Source organism: Nodosilinea sp. AN01ver1, from assembly GCF_050565655.1.
Classification (GTDB): domain Bacteria; phylum Cyanobacteriota; class Cyanobacteriia; order Phormidesmidales; family Phormidesmidaceae; genus Nodosilinea.
On sequence record NZ_JBNXVS010000020.1, the window covers coordinates 88,739 to 102,412 of the forward strand.

13 protein-coding genes are annotated in these 13,674 nt (G+C 56.5%); 8 read left to right on the plus strand and 5 right to left on the minus strand.

All coding sequences use genetic code 11. The features are described from left to right. Positions 1-18: 18 nt before the first annotated feature. Complete coding sequence (locus ACQ4N7_RS16390) at positions 19-285, minus strand: DUF2442 domain-containing protein (RefSeq protein WP_430712576.1); 267 nt, start codon at positions 283-285, stop codon at positions 19-21. After that, the gene (locus ACQ4N7_RS16395) at positions 236-493 is read right to left on the minus strand and encodes a DUF4160 domain-containing protein (RefSeq protein ID WP_430712577.1); all 258 of its coding nucleotides are present in this window, start codon (positions 491-493) and stop codon (positions 236-238) included. The genes ACQ4N7_RS16390 and ACQ4N7_RS16395 overlap by 50 nt, the downstream gene beginning before the upstream one ends. Before the next feature lie 567 nt (positions 494-1,060). Here ACQ4N7_RS16395 and gltB point away from each other — a divergent pair. The 8 genes from gltB (at position 1,061) to ACQ4N7_RS16435 (ending at position 10,421) form a co-directional block, all read left to right on the plus strand. After that, positions 1,061-5,653: a glutamate synthase large subunit gene (gene gltB, locus ACQ4N7_RS16400; protein WP_430712578.1), complete on the plus strand. Its 4,593-nt coding sequence runs from the start codon at positions 1,061-1,063 to the stop codon at positions 5,651-5,653. A 208-nt stretch (positions 5,654-5,861) separates the two neighbouring features. Then, positions 5,862-7,346, plus strand: a complete 1,485-nt coding sequence (locus ACQ4N7_RS16405; protein WP_430712579.1) for a glutamate synthase subunit beta — start codon at positions 5,862-5,864, stop codon at positions 7,344-7,346. A 3-nt stretch (positions 7,347-7,349) separates the two neighbouring features. Further along, the gene (locus tag ACQ4N7_RS16410) at positions 7,350-7,637 is read left to right on the plus strand and encodes a BrnT family toxin (RefSeq protein ID WP_430712580.1); all 288 of its coding nucleotides are present in this window, start codon (positions 7,350-7,352) and stop codon (positions 7,635-7,637) included. After that, the gene (locus ACQ4N7_RS16415) at positions 7,591-7,884 is read left to right on the plus strand and encodes a BrnA antitoxin family protein (protein ID WP_430712581.1); all 294 of its coding nucleotides are present in this window, start codon (positions 7,591-7,593) and stop codon (positions 7,882-7,884) included. Before ACQ4N7_RS16410 ends, ACQ4N7_RS16415 begins: the two co-directional genes overlap by 47 nt. Before the next feature lie 22 nt (positions 7,885-7,906). Beyond that, positions 7,907-8,119 (plus strand): DUF2283 domain-containing protein, encoded by a 213-nt coding sequence (locus tag ACQ4N7_RS16420; RefSeq protein WP_430712582.1) that lies wholly within the window; start codon positions 7,907-7,909, stop codon positions 8,117-8,119. 240 nt (positions 8,120-8,359) lie between these two features. Then, positions 8,360-8,911 carry a J domain-containing protein gene (locus tag ACQ4N7_RS16425; RefSeq protein ID WP_430712583.1) on the plus strand — a complete coding sequence of 184 codons (552 nt, stop codon included), beginning with the start codon at positions 8,360-8,362 and terminating at the stop codon, positions 8,909-8,911. 22 nt (positions 8,912-8,933) lie between these two features. Continuing rightward, positions 8,934-9,989, plus strand: a complete 1,056-nt coding sequence (locus ACQ4N7_RS16430; RefSeq protein ID WP_430712584.1) for a hypothetical protein — start codon at positions 8,934-8,936, stop codon at positions 9,987-9,989. A gap of 186 nt (positions 9,990-10,175) precedes the next feature. Beyond that, positions 10,176-10,421 (plus strand): DUF4926 domain-containing protein, encoded by a 246-nt coding sequence (locus ACQ4N7_RS16435; RefSeq protein WP_430712591.1) that lies wholly within the window; start codon positions 10,176-10,178, stop codon positions 10,419-10,421. Here the strand turns inward: ACQ4N7_RS16435 and ACQ4N7_RS16440 are convergent. The 3 genes from ACQ4N7_RS16440 to ACQ4N7_RS16450 all read right to left on the minus strand — a co-directional run. After that, positions 10,418-10,672: a hypothetical protein gene (locus tag ACQ4N7_RS16440; RefSeq protein ID WP_430712585.1), complete on the minus strand. Its 255-nt coding sequence runs from the start codon at positions 10,670-10,672 to the stop codon at positions 10,418-10,420. The two genes, ACQ4N7_RS16435 and ACQ4N7_RS16440, sit on opposite strands and share 4 nt — an antisense overlap. 44 nt (positions 10,673-10,716) lie before the next feature. After that, complete coding sequence (gene glgX / locus ACQ4N7_RS16445; protein ID WP_430712586.1) at positions 10,717-12,786, minus strand: glycogen debranching protein GlgX; 2,070 nt, start codon at positions 12,784-12,786, stop codon at positions 10,717-10,719. 109 nt (positions 12,787-12,895) lie between these two features. Continuing rightward, the coding region (locus ACQ4N7_RS16450) for a hypothetical protein (RefSeq protein WP_430712587.1) at positions 12,896-13,674 on the minus strand (779 nt) is incomplete at its 5' end.

Consider the following 13,674-nt stretch of genomic DNA (forward strand, 5'->3'; position numbering starts at 1 on the left):
AGGCGCATGTGTGACGGTCTAGGCACTTGCTAGTCGGGGGAAACGCTCTGGGTGTTGGATGATTTCAAGGGAGAGATCGACATCGAGATCGGGCCAGTAGAGATGGCCGGGGTGGGGCTCTTCTAGGTTAAAGATGTGCTTAATGGGTGCGTCTTTGAACCAGGGGAATTGGTCGTAGGGTAAGAAATACTCGCGATCGCCGCAAAGCAGCCACAGACCGTTTGGGGAGATATTGCTAATCTCTGCCGGGGAAGTAACGGTTCCATGCATTTCTGAAGTCGTCATAGTAATCCTCGATTAGCTTCTCTACCTGCTTTAGCTGTACCCGTGAAAGTTTGTAGTTTGTGGCTAATTCTATCTCTGGCTCTAGCCAAAATTTAGCTTCGCCATCAGCACAGGCGACATGGATATGGACTCGGCTTTCTTCTCTAGAGAAGAAATAGAAACGATAGGCTCCGATTTTTAGAACCGTAGGCATAGGTTTACTATCCATCGCTTCGAAAGCACCGATGAGCGTAGCATGGGCTTTAACTGCTTCAGAAAAAGACGTGCGAACATTGACTCTATTATCGCATTAACCGATAAACAAGGCTTTGGCCAGTTCGCCTAGTCCGTTCAACGACCAATCGCAAAACTGGGGCAGCGACCTGGGGGGACAGCCATTGCCAACAAAAGGCTATAGAGAATGGCCTAACCATTGTGGTGACAACTGTAGGGGTCACACCGCTCGTTGGTCAGAAGATAGACGGTTTGGCCAAAAGATGGCAAGAATCACTTCAAATCTCAAATTCTGTCATTTCCTGCCAGGCGGCCTGAGGGTGCTAGCAGGGCTGAACCACATCTTGTCTCTGGTGTGTCTTTTTTTGTAAATGTGCTTGATTTAGCAGAAATTCTTAGCCATTAAAAATATCTGGTCTTTGTGATATTTCGCAAACTTTCTATGGTCTTGATCTGATTATTTTCTTAAAAGACTGGTCATTGCCCTGGGCTTCATCGCAGAATGGCTAGGCACAGTCTATGCTTGTCCCTGTTTGAGTTCCTTCCTTTGCTCGATAAATCAATGACCCTAACCCAACCGCCCCAAGCCCAAGGTCTCTACCACCCGCAGTACGAGCACGATGCCTGCGGCGTTGGCTTCATCGTCCATATGAAAGGCGCACAGTCGCACAGCATTGTGCAGCAGGGGTTAACCATTCTGGTCAACCTGGAACACCGGGGCGCGGTCGGGGCCGAAGCCAATACCGGCGACGGAGCGGGCATTTTGCTGCAAATGCCCCACAAGTTTATGGCCAAGGTGGCGGCGGCAGAGGGCATTACTCTACCGGCACCGGGGCAGTACGGGGTGGGGTTCTTCTTCTCGTCGCCGAATGCGGGCGATCGCGCCAAGGGTCGCCAGGTCTTTGAGCAGATCGCCGCTGAGGAAGGCCAAAAGGTGCTGGGCTGGCGCGATGTGCCCACCGACAACGGCTCGCTAGGGGAAACGGCCAAGGCCAGCGAACCCTTCATGCAGCAGGTATTCATTCAGCGATCTGGCGATCTGGCCGACGATCTGGCCTTTGAGCGCAAGCTTTACATCATTCGCAAGCGGGCTCACTCCGCCATTAACTCTACCGGGATTGACCCCTATCTGTACGCTACCAGCTTCTCCTGCCGCACGGTGGTCTACAAGGGTATGCTCACCCCCGATCAGGTGGGGCTGTACTTCCCTGATCTGGCCGACAGCGATATGGAAAGCGCCCTGGCCCTGGTGCACTCGCGCTTTAGCACCAACACCTTCCCCAGCTGGGAGCGGGCCCACCCCTACCGCTACGTGGCCCACAACGGCGAAATCAACACCCTGCGCGGCAACATCAACTGGATGTACGCCCGCCAGTCGATGTTTGAGTCGGAGCTATTTGGTGGCGACCTCGATCGCGCCCAGCCGCTGATCAACAAAGAGGGCAGCGACTCCGGCATTTTTGACAACACGCTGGAGCTGATGACCCTGGCGGGCCGCTCGCTGCCCCACGCCGTCATGATGATGGTGCCCGAACCCTGGACGGCCCACGAGTCGATGAGCGCCGAGAAAAAGGCTTTCTACGAATACCACGCCTGCCTGATGGAACCCTGGGATGGGCCTGCTGCGATCGCCTTCACCGATGGCACCATGATGGGCGCGGTGCTCGATCGCAACGGTCTGCGCCCCTCCCGCTACACAGTGACCAAGGATGACCTGGTGATCATGGCTTCCGAAGCGGGCGTGCTGCCCATTGCCCCCGAAAACGTCGCCTACAAGGGCCGACTGGAGCCAGGCCGCATGTTCCTGGTGAATATGGAGGAGGGCCGCATCGTCTCCGACGAAGAGATCAAGCACCAGATCGCCGCCGAACAGCCCTACCGTGATTGGCTCGATCAGCACCTGGTAAAACTGGCGGATTTGCCCCACCCATCCACCCATCCATCCGCCCACCCATCCACCCACCTACCCACCCTCCAGACCGCCTTTGGCTATACCTTCGAGGAACTGCGCCTGCTGCTGAAGCCAATGGCCGAAAACGGGGTCGAGGCGATCGGCGCGATGGGTACCGACACGCCGCTGCCCGTGCTCTCCAACAAGCCCCGGCTGCTGTACGACTACTTTCATCAGCTGTTTGCCCAGGTCACCAATCCGCCCATCGACTCCATTCGCGAGGCGATCATTACCTCCGCCGACACCACCATCGGCAGCGAGCGCAACCTGCTCAAGCCTGAGCCAGAGAGCTGTCGGCTGATCAACCTGAAGACGCCGATCATCACCAATGCGGAGCTGGCGAAGCTGAAGCAGGCGGGCGATCGCGGCTTCCCCTCGATAACGCTGCCGATCGTCTTCCCAGCTGCCGAGGGAGAAGCGGGGCTGAAAGCGGCCCTGGAGGGAATCTTTGCGGCGGCGGATGAGGCGATTGCTGATGGAACGAGCCTGATCATTTTGAGCGATCGCACCCTCGACGCCACCCACGCCCCCATCCCCGCCCTGCTGGCCGTAGCGGGCCTGCACCACCACCTGATTCGCAACGGCAGCCGCACCCGCGTCGGCCTGGTGCTAGAGTCGGGCGAACCCCGCGAAGTCCACCACTTCGCCACCCTAATCGGCTACGGCTGCGGCGCGATCAACCCCTACCTGGTGTTCGACACCTTCGAGGGCATGATCGCCGACCAGCTGCTGCCACCGATGGAGCTGGAGAAAGCCTGCCAGAACTTCATCAAGGCCGTTACCAAGGGCGTGATCAAAATCGCCTCCAAGATCGGCATTTCCACTATTCAGAGCTATCGTGGCGCGCAGATCTTTGAGGCCCTAGGCCTCAACCACGCTGTGGTTGACCAGTACTTCACCTGGACGGCCTCCCGCATTCAGGGCGTGGGGCTGGATGTCTTGGCCGAGGAAGCCCTCAAGCGCCACCGCCACGCCTTCCCCGATCGCCCCACGGCCCACCCCACCCTCGATGTCGGCGGCGACTACCAGTGGCGCAAAGAAGGCGAAGCCCACCTGTTTAGCCCCGAAATCATCCATTCCCTGCAAAAAGCGGTACGAACGGGCGATTACGAGGCCTACAAGCGCTACGCCGCCCTGGTCAACGAGCAGGAGAAGCAGCTGTTCCGCCTGCGCGACCTGCTGCAATTCAAGCAGCGCGAACCAATTCCCCTCGACGAGGTAGAACCCGTGGAGGCCATCACCCGGCGGTTCAAGACCGGGGCGATGAGCTACGGGTCGATTTCAAAAGAAGCCCACGAAGCGCTGGCGATCGCCATGAACCGCCTCGGCGGCAAGTCCAACACGGGCGAAGGCGGCGAAGATCCCGAGCGCTACACCTGGACCAACGAAAAGGGCGACTCTAAAAACAGCGCCATCAAGCAGGTGGCCTCGGGTCGCTTCGGCGTCACCAGCCTCTACCTCTCCCAGGCCAAAGAGCTGCAAATCAAAATGGCCCAGGGGGCAAAACCGGGCGAAGGTGGGCAATTACCGGGCCGCAAAGTCTACCCCTGGATTGCCAAGACCCGCCACTCCACCCCCGGCGTGGGCCTGATTTCGCCGCCGCCCCACCACGACATCTACTCCATCGAAGACCTGGCCGAGCTAATTCACGACCTCAAGAATGCCAACCGCGAGGCCCGCGTCAACGTCAAGCTGGTATCTGAAGTGGGGGTCGGCACCATCGCCGCCGGGGTGGCCAAGGCCCACGCCGATGTCATCCTCATCGCTGGGTTCGACGGCGGCACCGGGGCTTCTCCCCAAACTTCCATTAAGCACGCCGGGCTGCCCTGGGAGCTGGGCCTGGCCGAAACCCACCAAACCCTGGTGATGAACAACCTGCGCAGCCGGGTGGTGGTCGAAACCGACGGCCAAATGAAAACGGGCCGCGACGTTGTGATCGCCGCCCTGCTGGGGGCCGAAGAGTTTGGCTTCTCCACCGCACCCCTGGTCTCCATGGGCTGCATCATGATGCGGGTCTGCCACCTCAACACCTGCCCTGTTGGCGTCGCCACCCAGGATCCTGAACTGCGCAAGCACTTCATGGGCGACCCCGACCACGTGGTCAACTTCATGACCTTCATCGCCCAGGATATGCGCGAACTCATGGCCGAGCTGGGCTTCCGCACCCTGGATGAAATGGTGGGCCGCACCGATGTGCTAGAGCCGAAAGCCGCGATCGCCCACTGGAAGGCCAAGGGTCTTGACCTCTCCCCCATCCTCCACCAGCCGGAAGCTGGCCCCGAGGTGGGCCGCTACTGCCAGATGGCCCAAGACCACGGTCTGGAGAAGTCGCTGGATATGACTACCCTGCTGGATCTGTGCGAACCTGCGATCGCACGCGGTGAAAAGGTCAGCGCCACCCTGCCGATCCAGAACGTCAATCGCGTCGTCGGTACCATCCTCGGCAACGAGATCACCAAGCGCCACTGGGAAGGACTGCCGGAAGACACCGTTCACCTCCACTTCCAGGGCAGCGCCGGGCAGAGTTTTGGAGCCTTTGTGCCCAGGGGCGTCACCCTGGAGCTGGAAGGCGAGGCCAACGACTACCTGGGCAAGGGCCTCAGCGGCGGCAAGCTGATCGTCTACCCGCCCAAACAGTCCACCTTTGTGCCTGCCGAAAACATCATCACCGGCAATGTGGCTTTCTACGGAGCCACCAGCGGGGAAGCCTACATCTGCGGCCTGGCGGGCGAGCGCTTCTGCGTGCGCAACTCTGGGGTGACAGCGGTAGTCGAAGGCGTCGGCGACCACGCCTGCGAATACATGACCGGCGGTAAGGCGATCGTGCTGGGGTTAACCGGGCGCAACTTCGCCGCAGGCATGAGCGGCGGCGTCGCCTATGTGCTGGATGAGGCAGGCGATTTCGCTACCCGCTGCAACACCGAAATGGTGGACCTGGAGCGGCTGGAGGAACCCGAAGAAATTCGCGACCTGCAAGAGCTGATCCAGCGCCACGTCGACTACACCCAGAGCAAGCGGGGGCTGAGTCTGCTAGAAGACTGGGAGAACACCGTGCCCAAGTTTGTGAAGGTGATGCCCCGCGACTACAAGCGGGTGCTGCAACATATCCAAAAAGCCATGGCCGATGGATTGACTGGTGATGATGCCCTCACCGCCGCCTTCGAGGAAAACGCCCGTGACACCGCCCGCATCGGCGGAAGTTAACCGTAGGGTGCATAGCGCAGGGGCGCGGCTCTGCCTACGCAGCTCATAACCCCGACCAATCACCCCAGATTGCGCTTTTGAGCCGCAATGCACCGCATGAGAAACCAAACCTTGCATCATGGTGCATTGCTTCGCGCTGGCAGAGCCTCGCCTTAGCGTTATGCACCCTACAGATCCCTTTTAATTAACCACCTGCAAGACAACCACCATGGGAAAACCGACTGGCTTTATGGAATACCTGCGGGAAGTGGCGCAAGAAGTCGCCCCCGCCGATCGCATTCGCAACTGGGACGAGTTTCACCTCCATATGCCGGAGGAAAACCTCCGCACCCAGGGAGCGCGCTGCATGGACTGCGGCACACCCTTCTGCCACACCGGCATGACTATCAGCGGCATGGCCAGCGGCTGCCCCATCAACAACCTGATCCCTGAATGGAACGATCTGGTGTATCGGGGTCTGTGGGAAGAAGCCCTCGATCGCCTGCACAAGACCAACAACTTCCCTGAGTTCACCGGACGCGTCTGCCCCGCCCCCTGCGAGGGCTCCTGCGTACTGGGCATCACCAGCCCCCCGGTGACGATTAAGAATATTGAGTATTCGATCGCCGAAAAGGGCTGGGAGTCGGGCTGGATCACCCCCAACCCGCCCCAGCAGCGCACCGGCAAAAAGGTAGCGGTAATTGGCTCTGGCCCGGCTGGCCTCGCCGCCGCCGCCCAGCTCAACTCAGCGGGCCACTGGGTGACGGTGTACGAGCGGGCCGATCGCCCCGGCGGGCTGCTGATGTACGGCATCCCCAACATGAAGCTGGACAAGAAAGAAGTCGTCCAGCGGCGGCTGGATGTACTGGAAGCCGAGGGCGTCACCTTTGTGTGCAACACCGAAGTGGGCAAGGACATTTCGGCGGAAAATCTGCTCAAAGAGTTCGATTCGGTGGTGCTCTGCACCGGCTCTACCCGCCCCCGCGACTTGCCGATTGAGGGGCGCGAGCTGAAGGGCATTCACTTTGCGATGGAATTTCTCACCGCCAACACCCAGGCGGTACTGGATGGCTACCCCGGCAACGACTACATCTCGGCAGCAAACAAAGACGTGGTGATCATCGGCGGCGGCGACACGGGTACCGACTGCGTGGGCACCTCCATTCGCCACGGCTGCAACAGCGTTACCCAGGTGGAGATTATGCCCCAGCCGCCGGAGACCCGCTCTGCGGCGAACCCCTGGCCCGAGTGGCCCAAGGTCTACAAGATGGACTACGGCCAGGAAGAAGCCGCCGCCATGTTTGGCAGCGACCCCCGCGCCTATCTAACCACCGCTACCAAATTCGAGAGCGACGAGCAGGGCAACGTGAGGGCCGTTCACACGGTGCAGATTCAGTGGGGCAAAGACGAAAACGGGCGCTTTGTGCCGCAGAATGTGCCCGGCACTGAGAAGGTGATTCCGGCGCAGCTGGTGCTGCTGGCGATGGGCTTTTTAGGTCCCGAGCAGCCGCTGCTGGATGCCCTGGGGCTGGAGAAAGACGGTCGCAGCAATGTGAAGGCCGAGCACGAGCAGTACACCACGTCGATTCCGGGGGTGTTTGCGGCGGGGGATTGTCGGCGGGGCCAGAGTCTGGTGGTGTGGGCTATCAATGAGGGTAGAGGGGCGGCAAGAGAGTGCGATCGCTACCTGATGGGCACCACTGAGTTGCCCTAGCCCATGCAGTTTGAGTGGGACGACCGAAAAAATGAAATCAACATCGGCAAGCATGGGTTCGACTTCGCAGACGCGTATCGAATCTTTGACTTGCCGTTGTTAGTCGAGCTAGATGAGCGCGATGATTATGGTGAAGACCGGTGGATAGGCATTGGGTTGCTGGATGGTCGCGTTATTGTGATCGTATTCACAGAGCCAACGGCAAATACTATTCGCGTCATTTCTCTAAGAAAGGCACTCTCGCATGAACGAAAGCGCTATGAACAATACCTCCAAGACCGACTGGGCTAGGATCGACGCCATGACCGATGATGACATCGACACGTCAGACATTCCGCCGCTGGATGAAGCCTTTTTTGCAAAAGCAAAGCTACGAATGCCTCAATCAACGGCTTCTAAGGTCACTGTGTCCGTTGATGCCGAAACCTTAAGCTGGTTTCAATCTCAAGGAGAAGGCGCAGAGCAACATATGGCAGCAGCTCTCAGAATCTATGCCGAATCTCAAAAGCAAGCTGCTCTGCTGCATGGACAAACCTAATCACAGCCGAAACGATTGATCTATGGACAGACTAGAAATCCTGAAAGTATCTGACCAGGCTAACTGGGACTATGACGACGAAGCGGATGTCTTGTACCTTTCGGTGGGTGAACCTCGCCAGGCGGTTGGAGTCGATATTGGCGATGGCGTGGTGCTTCGCTATGACGAAGCAACCCAGGAAGTTGTTGGACTAACGGTGGTTGGCTTGCGGGCCAAGCTTGCAAAAGCACCTTAGCTGCGGTAACAACCATATGATAGGCGCGATTTGCTTTGCTCACGTTCTAGGCAGTTTCATCGTAATGGGCATAGCCTAATGCCCTTGTGTTTACTGCTGATATGAAGATAATTCAACCAAACATCAAGATTAAGCTATGCAGGTAGGGCGTTCCGGTCTATTGCTGGGCATATTGTAGATAGTAATAGTGTGTCCCCATATGTACCCAGTACCGCATCAAGTCTCTACCCTAAAAATTGCATGAGTCCGAAGAAGCCGTCAAATCGCCGCAAACCGGCGAACATCAGCCAAATTCGAGCACAAATTCGCAAATTAGCAAGCTTGCACAATTATGATGAGCAGGTTTTATTGGGCTTTGCTGAATTTGTGCATGGTGGAAAGTTCAAGGAAATTGAACCGAGTTTGAGCGAATTGAAGGAATCAGTTTGCCAAGCATTTAACTGTCCTGATTACAAATCTCTCAAGAAAAATAAGGCGTTTAAGCTAGCTACCGCCGGACGTGGCTTCAACTTCAGCTATAAAGATTCATGGCTGACGCTCTATCGCGAATGGGTGCGAGTACCTGAAAACGAGCGGAATGAAATTGGACCAAATACCATCAATGGGATTGACGTACTCAAAAACTTTCGTCCCTGGCAGGTATTCCAACTCGATCCCAAAACTGCCACTACTGATGACATAAATACAGCCTTTCGTCAGTTAGCAAAAAAACATCACCCTGATGCTGGCGGAGATCGCAAAGTTTTTGAAGAGCTTCAAAAAATGCGAGACTCCTTACTTTTACTACGCTAAGTGTTTTACGTGAGTATTTGAAATGCCAGCAGCACAACGAAAACACATTCTTTTGTCAGACCAAGAAACGGCAGGCATATTAAGAATTAACACAAAGAAACTCTATAAGATCTGCGATTTCTTCGACAGCAAAGTTGATGATGAATGGGATCTAATTGAGGGAGAGCATTTTGAGTGGGTGCGGAAAGATGTAAAAAAACGCCAATTTTACGAAGCAGGAGCTGTAGCACTCGCAAAATATCTTCAGGAAGCTGAAACGCAAGGATTCCTCGCTAGCTTAGTGGACGAAGTACTAGAAGCCTTTACCCACCGCCGAAAAAGAATACGTCGTCACTTGGTCAGAAGACAAGTCTCTATCGAATTTGCCAGTTTGGATGATGCAAGTTTGACGCCTGACTTAGTTTTTCTAGAAAGGCCTAAGATCATTCGTATTTTGCGTACAAATGGCAAAGGGGTAAATGCATCAATTAAGCGGATACAGAATAATGATAGTTTGGAAGGGCAGGAGCAGCTAAAACCTGGAAAACATTTCAATCTTATAGACGAAAACCAATACTGGAGCCAAATTGGGATTGTCAGTTTAGCTCAAGATATGTCTCGCAATCATGAGAAAAGATCACGAGCATCCCGCAAGGCTTGGACAGACACCGTATTTGAAGAAATTGAAGATGCAATTCAAGAGCAAAGAAAATATTTAGAATCATCTGAAAGTCGAATAAAAAAGGCCATGGAAAAGGCCAAAAGAATTGCCGAAAACACTTGTCAAGTTTCTCTGCAAAAGCGTACTGCTTCTAAACCTTTTGATCTCCACGTTCATCATCTGTTTGATCGCAGTTCAAGACCTGACCTGGCAGATGTGTTGGACAATTTGCTTGTCATGCATTCTGAGATACATTGCGGTTTTCATAAATGGCATGGCAGTGAGAGTTGCACACCAAAAGATTTTATTGAGTATCTATTCCATGCAGAAGGAAGCAGGTTTGAAACACAGCGAAGCACTAGAAATCTTGATGCGTTAGTCATTAAACTAGAAAGGATTCAGTCATTTTATGAAAATCACTATCAAATGCCTCAGTAGTTATATGATGTGAGTTGGTTTTCAGTTTTACTGACAGGTTCATCTAGGCTCACAGCTTTGAGAGCTGCAAGTGAGTGGCAAAATAGAAGAGTGATGCAGCAGAGCAGCTGGGTTATTGAGCATGCTTCAGGTATTCCCGAACTAACAACCTGCTATCCTCTTTAACTCATGGAGATAACCAGCCTTATGAATAGCTCTCCGAAACTGTTAGACGTTGTAGCCCTAACGGTTGACCTCCCTCAATACAACCTATGGAGAGGGCAGGTTGGCACAGTAGTTGAGACTTTAGCCAGTGGGTCAGCTTTTGAAGTCGAGTTCAGCGATCGCGAAGGCCGCACCTACGAATCTTTAGGATTGCGGCAAAACCAAATCATGGTTTTACATTTTGAACCTGCACCCCCTGACCCTAAAGCCGAAATGGCTACGGTTTAGTCCTCAGCCTCATCGGCTTCAAAGGCTTTACATCCCTGATGTTCAAAGGTCAGCAAACCTGCTCTAGGGCTGGCAGGGTCAGCACATACTCCCCAATCCATGCCCAGTTGCCCCTCTAACGGCAGAAAATACTTGCAGCCACAAGAACAATCGGGTCCCCAGTCATCATCACGATCGCGACGACCATAGGGCTCAAAGTCGCTGGGTAGGTACTGCACCATCTGTAGAAGGTGCTGATGCAATTCAGACATGGGGCTTCACTGCGATTGACACAACACAAACGGCCCGATTAGCTCTACCCCTGTGCTCGGCTCATGAGCACTACGGACGATCGCGCCCCGACCGGGTAGCGATCGCTCTCAAACAGCGGCGCTTCTTCGGGGTAGCAAAAGTCTCTGGGTGGTGCCACCGACGTATCGACAATGCGGTGCCAGCGGTCATGCGGCCCCAGCCCCGGCAGCTCAAACATCAGCGGTTCCCAGTAGGCGTTGAGCATGACGTGAATTTGCTCCTTGGCGTCCGGGTAGCGCAGGGTAAAGGCTAAAGTGTGGGAGTTTTCAGACCAGTCGGGCTGGTTGAGGGTGGGGCCGTGCCAGACAATGTGCGGCTCGTAGTGCCAGGTGGTGGTTACTCGCAGCAGGTGCTCCAGCTGAAACACCTTCAGGTTTTGAATAAAGTGAATCAGCCCCTGGGTAAAGCGCAGCAGGGGCTGTTCTTTCTCCACTGCGTCCCAGTTAAACCAGCTGATCTCGTTGTCCTGGCAGTAGGCGTTGTTGTTGCCGCGCTGGGTGCGGCGCACCTCGTCGCCCATCAGCAGCATGGGGGTGCCCTGGGCCATAAACAGCAGCGTGAGAAAGTTTTTGATCTGCCGCTGGCGCAGCTGATCGACCTCGGGCGGAGCGGAAAGGCCCTCTACGCCACAGTTCCAGCTGTAGTTGGCATCGGTGCCGTCGCGGTTGTGCTCACCGTTGGCCTGGTTGTACTTCTGGTTGTACGAGACCAGGTCGTTGAGGGTAAAGCCGTCGTGGCAGGTGACAAAGTGAATGCTGCGGTTGGGCTCGCGGTTGGGCTTTTGGTAGATGTCGGGGCTGCCCAAAATGCGCGAGGCCAGGTCGGGCACGCAGCCAGTGTCGCCCTTGATAAACTGGCGCACGTGATCGCGGTAGGGGCCATTCCACTCGGCAAAGCGATCGCCGATAAAGCTGCCCACCTGGTACAGTCCCGCCGCATCCCAGGCTTCGGCGATGATCTTGGTACCCGCCAAAATCGGCTCCGACTCAATGTTCCAAAGAATCGGCGGGTCTTCCAGCGGGTTGCCCATCACATCGCGCGACATCACCGAGGCCAGGTCAAAGCGAAAGCCATCCACGTGCATCTCTGACACCCAGTAGCGAAGACTGTCGAGAATCATGCGCCCCACAACAGCGTGGTTGGGCGAGAGCGTGTTGCCGCAGCCGCTGTAGTTAGAGTAGTAGATCGGGTTGTCTTCGAGCATGTAGTAGGTTTTGTTGTCGATGCCCTTGAAGCTCAGGGTGGGGCCTTCGTGGTTACCCTCCGCCGAGTGGTTAAACACCACGTCGAGAATGACCTCAATGCCCGCCTTGTGAAGGGCTTTGACCAGATCGCGAAACTCGTTCACCGGCCCCAGGGGATCCTTGCGCGAGCTGTAGCCCCGGTGGGGGGCAAAAAAGGCCAGGGTACTGTAGCCCCAGTAGTTTTCCAGGCCGGGCATGGCGTCCTGGGTGTCGAACTGGTGAATGGGCAGCAGCTCCACGGCGGTGACGCCCAACTCTTGCAGGTGAGGAATTTTTTCGATCAGCCCCGCGTAGGTGCCCCGCTGCTCGTCGGGCAGCCCCGAGGAAGCGTGACGGGTAAAGCCGCCCACGTGCATTTCGTAGATAACGCTGCTGGAATAGGGAATGTGCAGAGGGCGATCACCCTGCCAGTCGTAGTTGCGGGTATCCACCACCACTCCTTTGAGGGCGGTAGCGCAGTTGTCGCCGGGGCCAATGGCGCGGCTGCGATCGTAGGTGTCATCGCCGACGATGGCGCGGGCGTAGGGGTCGAGCAGCACCTTGGTGGCGTCGAAGCGGTGGCCGTGGGCCGGGTCAAAGGGGCCGTGGACACGGTAGGCATAGATTTGCCCGCTCTTGAGCCCCGGCACAAACAGATGCCAGTAGTAAAAGGTGCGGTTCCACTGCGGATCAAGGGTGATAACTCGGCTGGGTTGGGCCAGGTCGTCGGCATCAAACAGCAGCAGATCGATGCCGGTAGCGTGTTTAGAGTACAGGCAAAAATTGACGCCCACCGCATAAACGGTAGCCCCCAGGGGATAGCTTTGACCAGGCAGAACTTTGGGACTCATAGCGCCACCTATGTGCTGAATGCTGACAGTACCTCTCCACCAGAGATAGCTTGAGCAGGTAAGGCTTTACCTTATCACCGAGAGTTTGCCAGATGCCCAGGCTCAACACTTAGTTAAGCTCTGGGCTGGGGTAGGCTGGGGCCGATCGCTCTAGCTGCCACAGGCCCAGGGGGTCGTCTAAATCCAGCGGCGTCCAGCGGGGCGGGTTGCCCAGGCAGGCTTCGGTGCCAAACAGCGCCTGCCAGTTGCCCTGCCGATGCCCCCAGGCGGTGGCAGAAAAACCGATCCAGCTCTCCCCTTTTAACTCTCTCGCTGAGGAATCAGCCCTTGAGGAATCGCCCCACTGATGCACCAGGACGGCCCAGTTGCCCACCCTGAGGGCCTGCCCCCGCTGCTCGGCCCGCTCCAGACGCCACACCTGCACAGGGCCGGGGTGAATGCGATGCCAGTGCTCCACAAAGGAGCGGAGACTACCCGCGTCATCCTCACAGGTGCCCCGCTCTAAAAAATTGTCGGCATCGAGCCACTGGTAACGGCTGGTGTCGGGCCACTGACGGGGAGTCAGGGCAAAGTGGTGGTGCCAGGTACAGGTGGGTGGATCCCCTGTCCAGCTAAAGATACCGGCAAAGCCCAGCAGGTCGGCGCCAAAGCGCGATCGCCAGTCCATCGCCCGGTATCGCTCCGGCGTCAGCCGCCCGGCAAAGGGAGCGCTGCGCACGTCAGCAAAGTGGGTTTCAGCCTGCATCCACAGAACCGACTGGCTGGTTTCGACAGGGCCTTCGTCAAACTGAATAGAGCGACGCTGCCAGACGCCGAGGAAGGGATTGGAGGGCATAGGGGTAGGCGGGTGGATGGGTAGATGGGTGGATGGGTGGATGGGTGGATGGG